Below are 17,116 nucleotides of genomic sequence, written 5' to 3'. Positions count from 1 at the left end.
GCCTTAATAGCCTGTGACGGGCAATTTGGAAATCGCCATATGTTTCAGGAATTCTGCACTGGTGGCCTGCATGACCTCAGTCAATGCTTGCGGGTAAACGCCAAAACCAATGACCAGCAGCGCCAGAATGCTCAGGATGAGGAATTCACGTTTATTGAGGTCACTGAGTTCTGCCACATGATGATTGGTCACATTGCCAAAAAACACACGCTTGGTCATCCATAAAGTATATGCCGCCCCAAAAATCAGGGTTGTCGCCGCGAAGAACGCTACCCAGAAGTTGAATTTGACTGCAGCCAGGATCACCATAAACTCACCGACAAAGCCTGAGGTCCCTGGCAAGCCACTGTTGGCCATGGCAAACAACACGGCAAATGCCGCGAAAACTGGCATTTTGTTAACCACCCCGCCATAGGCCGAGATTTCACGGCTATGCACGCGGTCATAGAGCACACCTACGCTCAAGAACATGGCAGAAGAAATAAAGCCGTGCGAAATCATCTGCACCATAGCGCCTTCCAATGCCAGCTGACCAAACATGAAGAAACCAAGCGTGACAAAGCCCATGTGCGAAATCGAGGAGTAAGCAATCAGCTTTTTCATGTCTTTTTGCACCAAGGCAACCAGCGCAATATACACCACCGCGATCAATGACAACACAATCATGGCGGTACTAAAGTAATGCGCAGCATCGGGTGCGATTGGCATGGCGAAACGCAGGAAGCTGTAACCGCCCAGTTTCAGGGCAATGGCCGCCAGCACGACTGAGCCACCAGTTGGCGCTTCCACGTGAGCGTCTGGCAACCAGGTATGTACCGGCCACATCGGGATCTTCACCGCAAACGCCATAAAGAAGGCAATAAAAATATAAATCTGTGCTTGCAGACTCAATGGTAACAAGTAGTAGTCAGCCAGCTCAAAACTGCCGGTCTGGTGATATAGATAAATGAATGCCACCAGCATTAACAAGGAACCGAGCAAGGTATACAAGAAAAACTTGATCGTAGCGTAAACTCGATTTGGTCCACCCCAGATACCAATCACCAGGAACATCGGGATCAGCATGGCTTCCCAGAATACGTAGTAAAGAATCGCATCCAGTGCTGTAAATACGCCTATCATGATGCCGCTCATGATCAGGAAGGCAGCCATATATTGTGCAATGTGTTTGGTAATCACTTCCCAGCCAGCCAACACGACAATCACAGTTGTAAAACTGGTCAGCAACACCAACGGCATGGAAAATCCATCAATGCCCAGGTGGTAATGCATATTAAATGCGGGCACCCAAGGTAATAGTTCTTCAAACTGGAAGAATCCGTCCTGCACATCAAACAAGGTGTACAGCGGCACGGTCACCAAAAAACTGACCAGGCTGCCTGCCAATGCTAGCCAGCGTGTCAATGTGGCCTTGTGGTCACCCCCCAGCAACAATACCAGCACGCCGGAAAGCACCGGTAGCCAGACGGCCAGACTTAACCAGGAAATACTTGTGAGGTCGGCTTGCATCATTAGTTAATTTTGATAAAGAAAGTCATGAGTAGGAATACGCCAATAATCATGGCAAAGGCGTAGTGATAAATTAAACCGGATTGCAGGTTGCGTATTTTGGCCGCAATTTTGCCCATGGTATTGGCGGTGCCATTCACCATGGCGCCATCAATCAGCGTGATATCGCCAAACTTCCATAACAGGCTACCCAGGCAACGTGATCCACCAGCAAAAAACTTCTCGTTAAAGCTGTCAAAGCCGTATTTGTTTTCCAGGATATTGTAGATCACGATACAGCGGCTCTTGATCGCAGCAGGAATATCTGGACGCTTCATATAGAAGAACCATGACAGCAAGACACCTGAAGCCGCCAGGAAAAATGGCAGGCTGGTGAAGCCGTGAATCGCCATGCCTGCCGGGCTGTGCATAAACTCGTGGTAGTGATGAGCGAGGTGCGCCATGGCAGGATGTGCTTCAGGATTCACAAAAATCACATTCTTGAAGAAATCGCCGTACAGCATGGGCTCCAGCGCGATGTAACCAATCACCAGTGAGGGGATCGCCAGCAACACCAATGGCAGGGTAACGACCCAGCCTGGCTCATGCGGATTGTCATTTGGCCCCAGGCCATGATGATGCTCTTCGTCGTGTGCATGATCATCATGATGCGCGTCGTCATGTTGTGCGTCTGCATGTGCGACATGTGCATGGTCATCGTGTTTGGCATGGCGCCACTTTTCCTCACCGTGGAACACCAGGAAGTACAAACGGAATGAATAGAAAGCCGTCACAAACACACCAACGATCACGGCAAAATAGGCAAAACCACTACCGGGGATATGCGACATCTCAACCGCTTCGATGATGCTGTCTTTGGAATAAAACCCGGCAAAGAACGGCGTGCCAATCAAGGCCAAGGAACCTATCAAAGAAGTGATCCAGGTGACCGGCAGGTATTTCTTGAGGTTACCCATGTTGCGGATATCCTGATCGTGGTGCATGCCCATAATCACTGAACCCGCCCCGAGAAATAACAGCGCTTTAAAGAACGCATGTGTCATCAGGTGGAAAATGGCCACAGAATAGGCAGAAGCACCCAGCGCCACAGTCATATAACCCAGTTGCGACAAGGTGGAATAAGCCACCACACGTTTAATATCGTTCTGGATAATGCCCAGAAAACCCATAAACAGCGCAGTGATTGCGCCAATCACCATGACCGTCGACAAGGCCGTGGTAGACAATTCATATAAAGGTGACATGCGTGCCACCATAAAGATACCGGCGGTCACCATGGTTGCCGCGTGAATCAGCGCAGAAATCGGTGTAGGGCCTTCCATTGAGTCTGGCAGCCAGACGTGCAGCGGCACTTGTGCGGATTTACCCATGGCACCAACAAACAGCAGCAGGCAGGTCACGGTCATCAGCGACCAGTTGCAGGCACCGAGTAGATTGACTTCGGTATTGGCAAATTCGGGGGCGCGCTGGAACACCGTGGCGTAATCCAGGCTACCAAAGTAATACAGCACCATGCCAATGCCCAACAGGAAACCAAAATCCCCTACCCGGTTCACCAGGAATGCCTTGAGGTTGGCATAAATCGCCGTTGGGCGCGTGAACCAGAAACCAATCAACAAGTAAGACACCAAGCCCACAGCCTCCCAGCCAAAGAACAGCTGCATGAAGTTGTTACTCATGACCAGCATCAGCATGGAGAACGTGAACAGTGAAATATAACTGAAGAAACGGCTGTAACCGGGGTCTTCTGCCATATAGCCTATGGTGTAGATATGCACCATGAGTGACACAAAAGTCACCACCACCATCATCATGGCACTGAGGTTGTCGATGAGGAAACCCACCTCAAAATGCACGTCACCGGAATTCAGCCAGGTATAGACAGCTTCATTGAGCGTAAAGCCGCTCAGCGTCTGGTTGAAAATGTATGCGGACAAGGCAAAAGCAGCACCTACACCAGCAATCGTGACCACATGGCCAGCCCAGCGCGGCAAATAATTACGGAATATACCCACGATGGCAGCTGCGATTAATGGCAGCAATGGAATCAATATCAGGATTTGTTTTATTGTCATCACGCTTAACCTTTTAACTGATCCAGATCGTCGACGTTGATGGTATGCAGGTTACGGAACAGCACCACAAGAATCGCCAGGCCAATCGCAGACTCTGCTGCTGCTACAGTCAGGATAAAAAACACAAAAACCTGGCCGCCAATATCATTCAGGTAATGCGAAAAAGCCACAAAATTGAGGTTCACCGCTAATAACATCAGTTCAATGGCCATCAGCAGAATGATCACGTTTTTACGGTTGAGGAAGATACCGATCACGCTGATGGCAAACATCAGTGCGCCCAGTATCAGGTAGTGAGACAAACCAACCATGATTACTTTTTCTCCTCTGCAGTCGGTGCCGGGTCTTCTACTTCGGCAGGCATGGACACGATGCGCAGACGGTCGTTACGCTTGACTTTCACCTGCTCGGCCGGGTTCATGGATTTGTTATCCTTACGCTCGCGCAGGGTCAGCACAATCGCAGCAATCATGGCCACCAGCAATACCACCGCCGCCAGTTCAAATGGCAACAGGTAGTCGGTATATAACACCTTACCCAGGGCGGCGGTATTACTGTAATTGGCAGGCAGTTCAACAGCCTGGGTTGGATGCAGGTTTTTCTCGGCAAGCACCATGGTCATTTCAACCACCATCAACAGGCCGATCAGGCCAGCCATGGGTAGGTACTCCCAAAAGCCTTCGCGCAACTTGTCCAGGTTGATATCCAGCATCATGACCACAAAGAGGAACAGCACCATGACTGCGCCCACATAGACCAAGATCAGTGCAATCGCCAGGAACTCGGCTTCAAGCAACAGCCAGATACCTGCGGCAGTAAAAAATGCCAGTACCAGGAACAATGCCGCATGCACCGGATTGCGTGTTGTAATCACGCGGATGCCGGAGAACAGCAATATTGTAGCCAGCACATAAAAAACAATATCGGTAAATACCATGATTCTTCCTGTTTGCCCTTATCGATATACTTTTATCTATGGGTGTTATCTGTACACTTTGTCTTGGGCGCGGTCTGCTGCAATTTGCGCCTCGTACTTGTCACCAATTTCCAGCAACATTTGCTTGGTATAAACCAGGTCGCCACGCTGTTCACCGTGATAGTCAAAAATACGGGTTTCTACAATGCTGTCTACCGGGCAGGACTCTTCACAGAAGCCACAGAAAATACACTTGGTCAGGTCAATATCATAACGCGTGGTACGGCGCGTACCATCGTCACGTTGCTCGGATTCAATGGTAATCGCCAGCGCCGGGCATACCGCTTCGCACAGTTTGCAGGCAATACAACGCTCTTCGCCGTTAGGGTAGCGACGCAGTGCATGCAACCCACGGAAACGGTTGGATTGTGGCGTACGCTCTTCCGGGTACTGAATGGTGATTTTTTTGGCAAAGAAATAGCGTCCGGTTAGGGCCATGCCTTTCAGCATTTCCCATAACATCAAACTGCCCAATGTATTTTTAATCGAATTCAACATGGTAAGGTTTCCAAAATCCTTGTCTGTGCATTTCCAGGTGACATTAATGGAACAAATAGGCCCACTGGGTTTGCATCATTCCACCAACCACGATAATCCACACCAGTGTGATTGGAATAAATACTTTCCAGCCCAGACGCATGATCTGGTCATAACGGTAACGCGGAAAGGTCGCGCGGAACCATAAGAACAGGAACAGCAGGAATGCGACTTTTGCCAGCAGCCACAAGATGCTGTCCGGCAGGAGAGGTACAGGTGATAACCAGCCACCCAGGAACATCAATGCAGCCAACATGGAGACCAGCATCATGTTGGCGTACTCAGCCAGGAAAAAGACGGCAAAAGCCATGCCGGAATATTCCACATGGAAACCCGCCACAATCTCGGACTCACCCTCGGCCACGTCAAACGGAGCGCGGTTGGTTTCAGCCACGGCACTGATGAAATACACCACAAACAGCGGAAACAATGGCAGGAAGTACCAGTGCCAAAAGCCGCCTTCCTGTCCCATGACAATCTTGCCCAAGTTGAGGGAGTTGGCACACATGAGCACCCCAACCAGCGTGAAACCCATGGCAATTTCATAAGACACAATCTGTGCGGCAGAGCGCAACGAACCAAGGAAAGCGTATTTGGAATTAGAGGCCCAACCGGCAATAATCACGCCATACACGGCCACAGAAGTCATCGCCAGGATATAAAGCAAACCCGCATCAATGTTGGCTAAAACCAGCGTCGCATCAAAGGGGATGACCGCCCAGGCTGCAAAGGCGGGTGCAATTGCCAGCACCGGACCAATAAAGAAAAGCGCCTTGTTGGAAGCTGTCGGCAGAATGATTTCTTTAAACAGCAGCTTTAAACCATCGGCCAAAGGCTGTAATAGGCCAAAATAACCAACTCGGTTAGGGCCAATACGCACCTGCATGTAACCGATGACTTTACGTTCAGCCAATGTCAGGTAAGCGACACCAATCATCAACGGCAAAACAATGGCCACAATCTTGATCAGTGTCCACGCTACCAACTGCACGTCTGTCCAGTAGGAACCAAATAATTCAGCAAAGAATTGCATGTTATGCCATCTCGGTCAGTTGTTTTTCGTAAATTGCCACTTGCTCGGTAGAGGCTTTTTCAATAGTGATATCTCCCATCAAATCGCCCAGACCTGCCGTCAGCGGATGTGCTGCTGCGACGCGCACGCAACCTTTGGCAACGTGGTTATCTAATCGAACTTTCAATACTGCACTGCCCTTGTCCTGGCGGGCCACCACGATATCGCCATCCTGCAAGCCCAACTCAGCCAGTTGCTCGGCGCGCATACGCGCCATTGGACGGATGTTGTATTTGGTTTTTTGCAGAGGTGCAGAACGGCGCACAATCGGATCAGACTCATACTGAGGTACTTCGCCAATGCGCTGCAAGCCCTCCTTTTTGATATTGACCTGGATTTCCACCAGTTCTTTCAAGTTATTGTTCAAGCTACGCCAGACCACCGCAGAAGGTTTCTCGCCGTTGAAAATAGCACTCTTCACTTCTTCTGAGCTGTTGTAGTCAAAACCGGACAAGCCCAAGGTATTCGCAAGTACACGCAATACTTTCCAGCCAGGGCGCGCTTCGCCTAGTGGGCGTGTTACCGCCTGGAAGCTTTGTACACGGCCTTCCATACTCATGAATGTGCCTGAGGTTTCAGTGAACGGCGTGATCGGCAGCAGGATATCTGCGTTCTCAAGCGCAGAAGACTTGTATGCGGTGAGCGCAATCACACACTCGGCTTTCGCCATAGCTGCACTGGCCAAAGCTGCGTGCTGGCAATCCAGCTCCGGTTCAATATTCAGTAACAAATAAGCCTTGCGTGGCACTTCCAGCATGGCTCGCGCGTGCATGCCAGTCGCAGAAGGCATCACGCCCATCAGGTGCATACCGGTACTGTTTGCGGCTGGCGGTAAAATCCCGCCTTTGGCGCCAGTAATGCCGCCAATCGCCTCTGCCATACTATACATTTCAGTAAAACGTGGATCACTCAAGGCCATATTGCCGAGGAAAATACCTACCTTGGGCGCGATCAGGATCAACTCTTCACTGATACCAGCCAGGCACTCGGCAATTTTCTGTGTGTTTGGGCGGACTTGGATTTCTTCTAGCAATTTGTTCAATGTCGGCGGCAAGCATAACGACAGCTTTTGCAAGCCGGACATGGCTTTGAGAATCTGGCCCAACACATTGACCATATCATTAGGACGCACAATCACTTTGTGCGCAATATCCATCAATGGATCGTTATCCAACGGGCTGACGATACACAATTCGGCACCATTGGATACGGCCTTGCGGATGCGTTGCGCCAGCAAGGGATGCTCATTGCGGATATTGGAACCAATCAGCAGGATACGGTCCAGCTCTTCAATTTCCTGGATATTGCAACCCATCCATGGGGTGCCTGTACGTTTTCCATCCAGGCGGAAATCGGTCTGACGCAAGCGGTAATCCACATTACCGCAACCCAAGCCTTCCGCCAGTTGCTTGATCAGGTAGCCTTCTTCCATGGTGCTGCCTGGTGAAACCAGCACGCCAAGGGCGTCGCCGCCGTGTTCTTTGGTGATATCTTTTAATTGGCCTGCCGCAAACTCAAGTGCCGTTTTCCAGTCGGTCTCCTGCCATTGGCCGTTGTGCTTGATCATTGGCACTTTAAGCCGATCAGGACTATTGAGACCTTCATAGGAGAAACGGTCACGGTCAGACAACCAGCACTCGTTAATTGACTCTTTTTCACGCGGCAGCACGCGCATGACTTTATTGTCTTTCACGTGTACTTCAATGTGCGATCCCAGACCATCGTGCGGCGCTATGGAAGGACGACGTACCAGTTCCCAGCTACGGGCTGAATAACGGAACGGTTTGCTGGTCAATGCGCCTACCGGGCACAAATCAATAATGTTGCCGCTGAGTTCGGAGTTTACAGATTGATCAACGTATGCGGTAATCTCTGCATGCTCGCCACGGTTCACCAGACCCAGTTCCTGCATGCCGCCCACTTCTTTGAGGAAGCGCACACAACGCGTACACTGGATGCAACGTGTCATATCGGTGCTCACCAACGGACCGATATTTTTGTTGAATACCACGCGTTTTTCTTCAGTATAGCGTGAGCCAGAGGCACCATAGGCCACGGCAATATCCTGCAAATCACATTCCCCACCCTGGTCGCAAATGGGGCAATCCAGCGGGTGGTTAATCAGCAGAAACTCCATCACACTTTGCTGGGCTTCGACAGCAGATTTACTCCGTGTGTAAATCTTCATGCCATCTGCCACTGGCGTAGCACATGCAGGCAGCGGTTTATTGAATTTTTCTACCTGTACCAGACACATACGACAGTTGGCGGCCACCGACAGTTTTTTGTGGTAGCAAAAACGCGGGATGGCGATCCCTGCCGCATCGGCAGCATCAATGATGGTGCTGCCATGTTCGACTTCTAGTGGTTTGCCGTCAATTTCGATGTTTAGCATGTGATTACCGTTAAGCTTAAAACCGTTTATTTACCGTCTACCATGGACTTGCCATGCTGGATGTAATACTCAAATTCTGGGCGGAAATGCTTAATGAAACTCAAGACCGGCGTGGCTGCAGCATCACCAAGCGCACAAATCGTGCGGCCGGAAATGTTGTTACTTAAATCGGTCAGCAGATCCAGATCTTCCATTTTGCCTTTGCCGTCAACAATACGTTCAATAATGCGATACACCCAGCCTGTGCCTTCACGGCAAGGCGTACATTGCCCACAGCTTTCCTCATAAAAGAAATAGCTCAGCCGCTTGAGCGCCTTTACCATACAGGTCGTTTCATCCATCACAATCATGGAGCCCGCACCCAGGCTTGAACCCGCCTTGCTCAGGCCATCGTAGTCCATGGTGGCATTTTCAATCGCACTGGCAGGCATGACCGCGGTTGACGGACCACCTGGAATCACAGCCTTGAGCTTACGCCCTTTCCAGACACCACCGGCCATCTCCAGTAAGTCCTTAAATGGCGTCCCCATTTTGATCTCATAGTTGCCAGGTTTTTCTACGTGGCCTGAGACCGAGAATAATTTGCTGCCACCGGAGTTAGTCACCCCAAGGTCAGCAAACGCCTGCCCGCCATGCTGCATGATCCAGGGGATAGAGGCATAGCTTTCAGTATTGTTGACATTGGTTGGCTTGCCAAATACGCCGTAACTGGCCGGGAACGGTGGTTTAAAACGTGGCTGGCCTTTTTTGCCTTCAATGGACTCAATCAGTGCTGTTTCTTCACCGCAGATATAGGCGCCATAGCCATGCACCGCATAGAGGTCAAAGCTGAATTCGGTGCCAAACAGATTTTCACCGAGGTACCCGGCTTCACGTGCTTCAGCCAGTGCAGCCTCAAAAATTTCGTAATCCTGCCAGATTTCACCGTGGATATAGTTATAACCCACGCGTGCACCCAGCGTGTAGGCAGCAATCGCCATGCCTTCGATTAACTGGTGCGGGTTGTAACGGATAATGTCTCGGTCTTTAAATGTGCCTGGCTCGCCTTCATCGGTGTTGCAAACCAGATATTTTGTGCCATCGTAATAACGCGGCATAAAGCTCCACTTGAGGCCGGTCGGGAAGCCTGCGCCACCACGGCCACGCAGGTTGGATACCTTGACCTGACTGATGATGTCAGGTGCTTTTACTTTTTCAGTCACCAGGCGCTTAAGCTGGGCATAACCACCTAGTTTTTCGTAGGTCGCCAGCGAAGCAGGATTTTCTTCCGTCAACGTCCGCAGGGTCACCAGCGTTTGACCGGCTAAGTCAGTTTTAATCACCGGTTTGCTGTTAACAGTCGTGTTTGAAGTCTTTGCCATGTCCAGTTCCTTAGCCCTTGTTCAACTCGTTAATGAGGGCATCCACTTTTTCAGTGGTTAGAAATTCATGCATTTCACTATTATTCACATGCAACAAAGGCGCCCCGCCACAGCAGCCCATGCATTCACCTTCTTTGAGGCAGAATTTGCCATCTGGCGTCACTTCGTTAAAACCGACACCCAACTTGTGTTGCAGATGTTCAACAATTTCGTCAGAACCACGCAACATGCATGAAATGTTGGTACAGATCGTAATCTTGTACTCACCTACCGGCTCCAGGTCGTACATGTTATAAAACGTGGCCACTTCAAGCGCCGCAATTTCGGGGATGCGTAAATACTTGGCGACTTCGGAAATGCTTTCCTTGGATAACCAGCCGCGCTCCATCTGTACGATACGTAACGCGGACATCACTGCCGCCTGACGTCTGTCTTTAGGGTATTTGGACAGTTCGTATTCAATCTTTTCAATGGATTCTGCACTGAGCATGCTTGTACCTTAATTCCTGTTCGATCCGGTTATCTGTCAATTTCGCCGAACACAATATCCTGTGTACCAATAATCGCAACCAAGTCAGCAATCATGTGGCCTCTGGTCATTTCATCCAATGCGGCCAAATGAGCAAAGCCCGGCGCACGGATTTTCAGACGGTATGGTTTATTGGCACCATCTGACACCATGTAAATACCAAACTCACCTTTGGGATGTTCTACTGCAGCGTAGGCTTCCCCTGCAGGCACATGAAAGCCTTCGGTAAACAGCTTGAAGTGGTGAATCAAGTCTTCCATATTGGTTTTCATGCCTTCGCGGTTAGGCGGCGCAATCTTGTTATCATCAGTGATGACGGGGCCTGGATTCTTGCGTAACCAGTCAATACATTGCTTGATAATACGGTTGGACTGGCGCATTTCTTCGACGCGCACCAGATACCGGTCATAACAGTCACCATTCACGCCAATCGGGATATCAAAGTCCATCTTGTCGTAGACTTCATATGGCTGCTTCTTGCGTAAATCCCAGGCAATACCGGAGCCGCGCAACATGGCACCTGTCATGCCCAAAGCCAGGGCACGCTCTGGAGTCACCACACCAATCCCGACAGTACGCTGTTTCCAGATACGGTTATCTGTCAGCAGGGTTTCATATTCGTCGACATAAGTCGGGAAACGGTTGGTGAAATCTTCAATGAAATCCAGCATGGAACCCTGGCGGTTTTCATTGAGTTTTTTGATCTCGTCGGCACTACGGAATTTGGTGGTTTCGTGCTGCGGCATTTTTTCTGGCAGGTCACGGTAAACACCGCCTGGACGGTAGTAAGCCGCATGCATACGTGCGCCAGAAACGGCTTCATACACATCAAACAGGTCTTCACGCTCGCGGAACGCATACAGGAACACGGTCATTGCGCCCACATCCAGCGCATGCGCACCCAGCCACAGCAAATGGTTGAGGATACGGGTGATTTCGTCGAACATGACACGGATATATTGCGCACGCACCGGCACGTCTATGCCCAGCATTTTCTCAATCGCCATCACATAAGCATGTTCATTGGCCATCATGGACACATAGTCCAGGCGGTCCATATACGGCACGCTTTGCAGATAAGTGCGATTTTCAGCCAGTTTTTCAGTGGCTCGATGCAGCAAACCAATATGCGGGTCAGCGCGCTGGATCACTTCACCATCCAGTTCCAGCACCAGGCGTAACACCCCGTGCGCCGCAGGGTGCTGCGGGCCAAAGTTCATTGTGTAGTTCTTAATCTCAGCCATGATGGGCACCCTCATCGCGAATAACCCTCGGCACATTATTTCTGAAATCCACCGAGACCGGCTGGTAAATCACGCGTTGTTGCACCGGGTCATAGCGCATTTCTACGTTACCGATCATGGGGAAGTCTTTACGGAAAGGATGGCCGACAAAACCATAATCTGTCAGCAGACGGCGTAAGTCCGGATGGTTTTCAAACATGATACCGTACAGGTCAAAGGCTTCACGTTCAAACCAGTTGGCGACAGGCCAGATATCCACAAGGGTCGGGAATACAGGAAAACCATCATCCGCCGCAAACGCACGGATTCTAACGCGCTGGTTCAGGCTCACAGACAACAGATGTAGCACCACTGCAAAGCGTTGCCCTTCCCAGCGGCCGTCGGCGTAATCGGAGTAATCTACCCCGCACAAATCAATCAGCTGCTCAAACTTGAGCTCAGCATGTGTTTTCAGTTTTTCAGCCACAGCCAGCAGGTGTTTCACATGCACTTCTACTGTGATCTCACCCAGCTTTTGCTCCAGCTTGACCACACCATCACCCAAGGCCAACTTGAGCTGTGCGGACAGATGTTCGAGTTTTGCGGACATAGTTTAATTTCTTGGGCTTAGTATATTCTGTGATCCGGGGAGTCTAGCTTCTCATCCGCCTCAGGTTCGGGCGATCGTATTAGTACGCTTGATTTTCTTTTGCAACTGGATGATGCCGTACAACAAGGCTTCTGCAGTTGGCGGACAACCAGGCACATAGACATCAACCGGTACAATACGGTCACAACCACGCACTACCGCATATGAATAATGGTAGTAACCACCGCCATTGGCACAGCTACCCATGGAAATCACCCAGCGCGGCTCTGCCATTTGGTCATAAACCTTGCGCAGCGCGGGGGCCATTTTATTCACAAGTGTGCCTGCGACAATCATCACGTCGGACTGACGTGGACTCGGACGGAACACAATCCCGAAGCGGTCCAAATCATAACGCGAAGCACCAGCATGCATCATTTCAACCGCACAACATGCCAGACCAAACGTCATCGGCCACAACGAGCCAGTACGTGTGTAGTTAATCACCGTATCCAGCGTGGTGGTAACAAAGCCTTTTTCTAATACGCCTTCAATGCTCATTTTGCATTAATCCCATTCAAGGGCGCCCTTCATCCATTCAAAGATGAAGCCGACCACCAATACAAACAAAAAGACCATCATTGCCCAAAAACCGGCAGACCCAATTTCCTGGATCACTACGGCCCATGGGAAAAGAAATGCAATTTCGAGATCAAACAGGATAAATAGAATAGCGACGAGGTAATAGCGTACGTCAAACTTCATACGCGCATCTTCAAAGGCCTCAAAGCCGCACTCATAGGGGGAGTTTTTTTCCGCATCAGGTTTGTGCGGAGAAAGAATTTTACCAGCAAGTAGCGGTCCCAAACCTACGCCCAGGCCCACCAGGATAAACATCAGAATCGGGAAATAGTTTTCTAACACTGATTTGCCTTAATCGATCATGTTAACAAAATGTTCAATGCACTGACTCAACAAACACCTTGAAAATTCCCCAACTATCAATTCCCTGCCAGCCATGCCAATACAACATGAACTGGTGCCGTCGGCGAGACTCGAACTCGCACGACTTTCGTCACTACCCCCTCAAGATAGCGTGTCTACCAATTCCACCACGACGGCTAGTACTTAATTGGGAATATCTTTGGGTGTATTTTCAACCGGCTTGGCAGCTTCTGCCGCCTCACCTTTGGCCGGAGCCTGTTGTGTCACCGCGGATTTAACCACGCTGCCAGAACCCGCTTTATGGCTGGACATAAAAGCCAACGTTAAGCTGGTTGCAAAAAACACTGTAATAAAAATCGATGTCAGCTTGCTGAGCAGGTTAGAAGACCCTGACACCCCAAACAAACTGCCGGAGGCACCACTACCAAAGGCCGCGCCCATGTCGGCGCCTTTACCATGCTGCAATAAGACCAAGCCAATCACGGCAGCGGCTGCCAACACATGAATGACGAGAATGACGTTTTCCATATTTCCTTTAATCCAATAAATAAATAACGATCTGGCTTTTGGCTCTTTCGCTATCTAGACGACGCTATTTTCAGGAACGGCCTGACAGATTTTTATAAATTGCTCTGCATTTAGCGAGCAACGGCCGACCAGCGCGCCATCAATTTCCTGCTTATTTAATAATTGTACCGCATTTTGTGGGTTTACGCTGCCCCCGTAGAGGATTTTTAGCGTGTCCGCCGCGCTCTTATCTGCGACGAATACGGTGTCCCGGATAAACTGGTGCATAGCCACCGCCTGATCTGCTGAGGCTGCGAGGCCGGTTCCAATTGCCCAAATCGGCTCATATGAAACGATGCTATTTGCAAAGGCCTCTCCACCAAACAAACGAATAATGGTTTCCAGTTGTTTACCGACGACACGCTCCATGACACCAGCCTCACGTTCAAGCAAGGTTTCTCCAACACACAGAATAGGCGTTAACCCATGCCGCTTGGCCATCATGAATTTTTCGGCAATATTTTCATCCGACTCACAATAAGCAGTACTGCGCTCAGAGTGGCCGATAATCACATATTGCGCGCCAAAATCGCGCAACATCTCCGCGCTCACCTCACCGGTATAAGCACCTTCCTCGTACTTGGCAAGGTTCTGCGCACCCCAGGCGACATGCGTCCCCGATAACAAAGATTGAATTTGCGCCAGGTAAGGATAAGGCACACATACGACAACATCGGTTTGAGGCAAGGATTTCAAGCCTTGCAGATAACCATCAACAAGCGCTTGGTTACGTACCAGATTGCCATGCATTTTCCAGTTGGCAACCACAATTTTGTGTGGGGAAGAAAGGGTTGTATCAGAACGGGACATGCAGAAATTAACTCACAGTGTGCGGCGCTTAGGCTCGCTTAAATTCGCGTTGCGCGAATTTTACGCCCGCATACTGTGAGCGGCAAGTGCAACAGAGGAATATCGTTGAACAACCCTTCGGCCGTTTAGTTAAGCCATGAGGAATGGGTAATCCGTATAACCATGCTCGGTACCGCCATAAAATGTGGAAGAGTCCGCTGCATTGAGTGGCGCATTTTTGGCAAAGCGTGCCACCAGGTCAGGATTAGCAATAAACGGGACGCCATAAGCAATCGCATCGGCATGGCCACTGGCGATGGCTGCATTACCGCGATCCTTGTCGTAACTCAGATTGGCAATGTAGCCATGGTTAAACAGCTTGCGTAAAGCCCCAAAATCAAAAGGCTCGGACTCACCACCACCATGGATACCCCCTTCAACCACATGCAGATAAGCCAGGTTAAATGCGTTGAGTGACTGCGCAACGAAATTAAATGTCTGCTGTGCCTGGCTGTCACGCATGTCGTTGAATGGATTCACGGGCGATAAACGCACGCCCACCTTATCCGCCCCTATGGTATCCCCCACTGCCTTGACTACTTCATGCAATAAACGGCTGCGATTTTCTACCGAGCCACCATACTGGTCCTGGCGCTGGTTGGTGCCATCGCGCAAAAACTGATCCAGCAAGTAACCATTGGCTGCATGCACTTCCACACCGTCAAATCCGGCGGCGATGGCGCAGCGGGTGGCATGCACATAGTCTTGCACTATGCCTGGCAGCTCGGAAGCATCCAGCGCACGTGGGGTGACGTAATCCTGCAGCCCCTGGTAAGTAAATGCCTGGCCTGCGGGTTTAATGGCAGACGGCGCCACCGGAGTGGCTTGGTTAGGTAACAAGCTAGGATGCGAGATACGACCCACATGCCATAACTGGATCACAATCTTGCCGCCCTTGGCATGCACAGCATCGGTGACCTTCTTCCAGCCAGCGACTTGCGCATCGGTATAAATGCCTGGCAACGCCGGATAACCGTGCGCCATGGGTGAAATCGGCGTTGCTTCGGTAATAATCAACCCGGCTGTTGCGCGCTGCTCGTAGTAGGTCACATTCATTGCCTGCGGCACACCGCCCTCACCTGCTCGGTTACGCGTCAAAGGCGCCATCACCACACGATTTTGCAATGCAAGGCTTCCCAGATTCACTGGGGAAAACAAATCCAATGCCATATTCATCTCCATTTATTTGATTAAGCACGTAAAGAAGAAGCGGAATGGAGCATTCAAATGCTCATCCCGTTTCTGACGCACTTATTTAGAATCGAAAAACTATTTTGAACAGACTCAAAGTTATTTGGCTTTGACGCCTTCAATCAGCAAGGTGATTTCGATGTCGTCACCCACAGGCGCACCCGCACCAGTGGCCCAGCCAAAGCCATAATCTGAAGCTTTCAAGGTTAAATGACCTTCAAAACCTGCGCGCTGGCCACCCCAAGGGTCTGCACCGTACCCCAGCACTTTCACAGGGATATCGACCAGCTTGGTCACACCATGCATGGTCAGCTTGCCTTGCATCACAGCCTGGGTCTGACTGCTGGCAGTAATCTTAGTGCTTTCAAACAGAATCTGCGTGTATTTGCCCACGTCCAGGTACTTATCCGCCTTAATGTGCTCATCACGCTTGCCAAAACCGGTATTCACGCTGCTGACGTTAATGGCAGCACGTACCGTGGCCGTATTGAGGTTGGCAGGATCGAGCGTAATCACACCCGTCACATCATTAAAAGTACCGGAAGTTTTGGAGACCACATGGCGGATACTGAAATTGGCAAAACTGTGTGTCGCATCAATGTTGTAGGTATCAGTCGCTGCCCAGGCCTGTGTTGCAGCCAGCAAACCAAGCGCTAAAATGATTTTTTTCAAGTCAAACTCCTTCGATTGTTATTCGTTAATTATGCGGATTTAGAAAACCGTTGTGTGATGGTGGCTACGCGCTCGCCTAAATGTTCCGCGGTCAGCAAGTCACTCTGAAGTGGGGCGACATCAGGACCTTGATCCGAGTTGGCCTGTGCCATGGCACCTAAAAAACCACCCAGACGGTTTAAGTCGTTGACTGAGCCTTTGCTATGATTGTTCCCCGGCAATAAATCCTGGCCTACCCAAATCATGCCATGCTGTGCCGCAAACACGGTTAACTGGATAAGGGTGTTTAACTTATCACCACTCTGGCTGGCAGAAGTTGTAAACCCTGCAGCAATCTTGTTTTGCCAGTCACGCGTGTACCAGGCCTTGGAACTGGCGTCCATAAAGGCTTTAAATTGTGCAGACGCTGAGCCCATATAGGTTGGGCTGCCAAACACAATGGCATCACTGGCCTTCAGTAAATCCCATTGTTGCTGTGCTTCATCAACCGTCAGCAGATTCACCGTGACGCCTGCCACTTTCTGCGCACCACGTGCGACCGCCTTGGCCTGCTCGGCGGTGTGTCCGTAGCCACTATGGTAAACAATTGAAACCTGAGTCATTTTTTTAGCTCCTTATTAATCATT

General features: G+C 50.3%; 18 protein-coding genes and 1 tRNA gene. All 19 read right to left on the bottom strand.

Translation table 11 applies throughout. The annotated features are described in order from the left end of the window. Positions 1-3 precede the first annotated feature (3 nt). The 19 genes from ACJ67_RS05610 to ACJ67_RS05520 all read right to left on the bottom strand — a co-directional run bounded on the left by ACJ67_RS05610 (position 4) and on the right by ACJ67_RS05520 (position 17,092). The gene (locus tag ACJ67_RS05610) at positions 4-1,512 is read right to left on the bottom strand and encodes an NADH-quinone oxidoreductase subunit M (protein ID WP_049638224.1); all 1,509 of its coding nucleotides are present in this window, start codon (positions 1,510-1,512) and stop codon (positions 4-6) included. Beyond that, positions 1,512-3,584, bottom strand: coding sequence for an NADH-quinone oxidoreductase subunit L (nuoL, locus tag ACJ67_RS05605; protein WP_049638223.1), 2,073 nt, complete (start codon positions 3,582-3,584; stop codon positions 1,512-1,514). Before nuoL ends, ACJ67_RS05610 begins: the two co-directional genes overlap by 1 nt. Before the next feature lie 5 nt (positions 3,585-3,589). Continuing rightward, positions 3,590-3,895: an NADH-quinone oxidoreductase subunit NuoK gene (gene nuoK / locus ACJ67_RS05600; RefSeq protein ID WP_018985705.1), complete on the bottom strand. Its 306-nt coding sequence runs from the start codon at positions 3,893-3,895 to the stop codon at positions 3,590-3,592. Between the two features lie 2 nt (positions 3,896-3,897). Further along, positions 3,898-4,521 (bottom strand): NADH-quinone oxidoreductase subunit J, encoded by a 624-nt coding sequence (locus ACJ67_RS05595; RefSeq protein WP_049638222.1) that lies wholly within the window; start codon positions 4,519-4,521, stop codon positions 3,898-3,900. Between the two features lie 45 nt (positions 4,522-4,566). Continuing rightward, positions 4,567-5,058, bottom strand: coding sequence for an NADH-quinone oxidoreductase subunit NuoI (nuoI, locus tag ACJ67_RS05590; protein WP_049638221.1), 492 nt, complete (start codon positions 5,056-5,058; stop codon positions 4,567-4,569). A 43-nt stretch (positions 5,059-5,101) separates the two neighbouring features. Beyond that, positions 5,102-6,130 (bottom strand): NADH-quinone oxidoreductase subunit NuoH, encoded by a 1,029-nt coding sequence (gene nuoH, locus ACJ67_RS05585; RefSeq protein WP_049638220.1) that lies wholly within the window; start codon positions 6,128-6,130, stop codon positions 5,102-5,104. Between the two features lies 1 nt (position 6,131). Further along, positions 6,132-8,564, bottom strand: a complete 2,433-nt coding sequence (gene nuoG / locus ACJ67_RS05580; protein WP_049638219.1) for an NADH-quinone oxidoreductase subunit NuoG — start codon at positions 8,562-8,564, stop codon at positions 6,132-6,134. Between the two features lie 26 nt (positions 8,565-8,590). Then, positions 8,591-9,925 (bottom strand): NADH-quinone oxidoreductase subunit NuoF, encoded by a 1,335-nt coding sequence (nuoF, locus tag ACJ67_RS05575; protein ID WP_049638218.1) that lies wholly within the window; start codon positions 9,923-9,925, stop codon positions 8,591-8,593. 10 nt (positions 9,926-9,935) lie between these two features. Further along, positions 9,936-10,415 (bottom strand): NADH-quinone oxidoreductase subunit NuoE, encoded by a 480-nt coding sequence (gene nuoE, locus ACJ67_RS05570; protein ID WP_049638217.1) that lies wholly within the window; start codon positions 10,413-10,415, stop codon positions 9,936-9,938. Positions 10,416-10,444: 29 nt separating this feature from the next. Further along, the gene (locus tag ACJ67_RS05565) at positions 10,445-11,698 is read right to left on the bottom strand and encodes an NADH-quinone oxidoreductase subunit D (RefSeq protein WP_026295273.1); all 1,254 of its coding nucleotides are present in this window, start codon (positions 11,696-11,698) and stop codon (positions 10,445-10,447) included. Continuing rightward, a complete protein-coding gene (locus ACJ67_RS05560) occupies positions 11,691-12,287 on the bottom strand; it encodes an NADH-quinone oxidoreductase subunit C (RefSeq protein ID WP_049638216.1) in 597 nt (198 codons plus the stop codon). Before ACJ67_RS05560 ends, ACJ67_RS05565 begins: the two co-directional genes overlap by 8 nt. A 60-nt stretch (positions 12,288-12,347) precedes the next feature. Beyond that, positions 12,348-12,827 carry an NADH-quinone oxidoreductase subunit B family protein gene (locus tag ACJ67_RS05555; RefSeq protein WP_018985714.1) on the bottom strand — a complete coding sequence of 160 codons (480 nt, stop codon included), beginning with the start codon at positions 12,825-12,827 and terminating at the stop codon, positions 12,348-12,350. Positions 12,828-12,833: 6 nt separating this feature from the next. Next, entirely contained in the window at positions 12,834-13,163 is a 330-nt protein-coding gene (ndhC, locus tag ACJ67_RS05550) for an NADH-quinone oxidoreductase subunit A (protein WP_036307833.1), read from the bottom strand. Between the two features lie 140 nt (positions 13,164-13,303). Next, positions 13,304-13,388, bottom strand: a tRNA-Leu gene (locus tag ACJ67_RS05545). Positions 13,389-13,394: 6 nt separating this feature from the next. Then, on the bottom strand, positions 13,395-13,739 hold the full coding sequence (secG, locus tag ACJ67_RS05540) for a preprotein translocase subunit SecG (RefSeq protein ID WP_049638215.1): 345 nt from the start codon (positions 13,737-13,739) through the stop codon (positions 13,395-13,397). A gap of 54 nt (positions 13,740-13,793) precedes the next feature. Continuing rightward, complete coding sequence (gene tpiA, locus ACJ67_RS05535) at positions 13,794-14,588, bottom strand: triose-phosphate isomerase (protein WP_049638214.1); 795 nt, start codon at positions 14,586-14,588, stop codon at positions 13,794-13,796. 129 nt (positions 14,589-14,717) lie between these two features. Further along, positions 14,718-15,797 (bottom strand): alkene reductase, encoded by a 1,080-nt coding sequence (locus ACJ67_RS05530; RefSeq protein WP_049638213.1) that lies wholly within the window; start codon positions 15,795-15,797, stop codon positions 14,718-14,720. 120 nt (positions 15,798-15,917) lie between these two features. Further along, the gene (locus ACJ67_RS05525) at positions 15,918-16,490 is read right to left on the bottom strand and encodes a YceI family protein (RefSeq protein WP_049638212.1); all 573 of its coding nucleotides are present in this window, start codon (positions 16,488-16,490) and stop codon (positions 15,918-15,920) included. A gap of 29 nt (positions 16,491-16,519) precedes the next feature. After that, positions 16,520-17,092 carry a flavodoxin family protein gene (locus ACJ67_RS05520; RefSeq protein WP_018985720.1) on the bottom strand — a complete coding sequence of 191 codons (573 nt, stop codon included), beginning with the start codon at positions 17,090-17,092 and terminating at the stop codon, positions 16,520-16,522. Between the last annotated feature and the right edge of the window lie 24 nt (positions 17,093-17,116).

Origin of the sequence: Methylophilus sp. TWE2 (genome assembly GCF_001183865.1) — a bacterium.
Taxonomy (GTDB): Bacteria; Pseudomonadota; Gammaproteobacteria; order Burkholderiales; family Methylophilaceae; genus Methylophilus.
This window is presented reverse-complemented; position numbering and strand designations above follow the sequence as displayed.

Coding starts and splice junctions, on each gene's coding strand:
- ACJ67_RS05610 (WP_049638224.1), bottom strand. CDS start 1,512: ATGATGCAAGCCGACCTCACAAGTATTTCCTGGTTAAGTCTGGCCGTC.
- nuoL (WP_049638223.1), bottom strand. CDS start 3,584: ATGACAATAAAACAAATCCTGATATTGATTCCATTGCTGCCATTAATC.
- nuoK (WP_018985705.1), bottom strand. CDS start 3,895: ATGGTTGGTTTGTCTCACTACCTGATACTGGGCGCACTGATGTTTGCC.
- ACJ67_RS05595 (WP_049638222.1), bottom strand. CDS start 4,521: ATGGTATTTACCGATATTGTTTTTTATGTGCTGGCTACAATATTGCTG.
- nuoI (WP_049638221.1), bottom strand. CDS start 5,058: ATGTTGAATTCGATTAAAAATACATTGGGCAGTTTGATGTTATGGGAA.
- nuoH (WP_049638220.1), bottom strand. CDS start 6,130: ATGCAATTCTTTGCTGAATTATTTGGTTCCTACTGGACAGACGTGCAG.
- nuoG (WP_049638219.1), bottom strand. CDS start 8,564: ATGCTAAACATCGAAATTGACGGCAAACCACTAGAAGTCGAACATGGC.
- nuoF (WP_049638218.1), bottom strand. CDS start 9,925: ATGGCAAAGACTTCAAACACGACTGTTAACAGCAAACCGGTGATTAAA.
- nuoE (WP_049638217.1), bottom strand. CDS start 10,415: ATGCTCAGTGCAGAATCCATTGAAAAGATTGAATACGAACTGTCCAAA.
- ACJ67_RS05565 (WP_026295273.1), bottom strand. CDS start 11,698: ATGGCTGAGATTAAGAACTACACAATGAACTTTGGCCCGCAGCACCCT.
- ACJ67_RS05560 (WP_049638216.1), bottom strand. CDS start 12,287: ATGTCCGCAAAACTCGAACATCTGTCCGCACAGCTCAAGTTGGCCTTG.
- ACJ67_RS05555 (WP_018985714.1), bottom strand. CDS start 12,827: ATGAGCATTGAAGGCGTATTAGAAAAAGGCTTTGTTACCACCACGCTG.
- ndhC (WP_036307833.1), bottom strand. CDS start 13,163: ATGTTTATCCTGGTGGGCCTGGGCGTAGGTTTGGGACCGCTACTTGCT.
- secG (WP_049638215.1), bottom strand. CDS start 13,739: ATGGAAAACGTCATTCTCGTCATTCATGTGTTGGCAGCCGCTGCCGTG.
- tpiA (WP_049638214.1), bottom strand. CDS start 14,588: ATGTCCCGTTCTGATACAACCCTTTCTTCCCCACACAAAATTGTGGTT.
- ACJ67_RS05530 (WP_049638213.1), bottom strand. CDS start 15,797: ATGGCATTGGATTTGTTTTCCCCAGTGAATCTGGGAAGCCTTGCATTG.
- ACJ67_RS05520 (WP_018985720.1), bottom strand. CDS start 17,092: ATGACTCAGGTTTCAATTGTTTACCATAGTGGCTACGGACACACCGCC.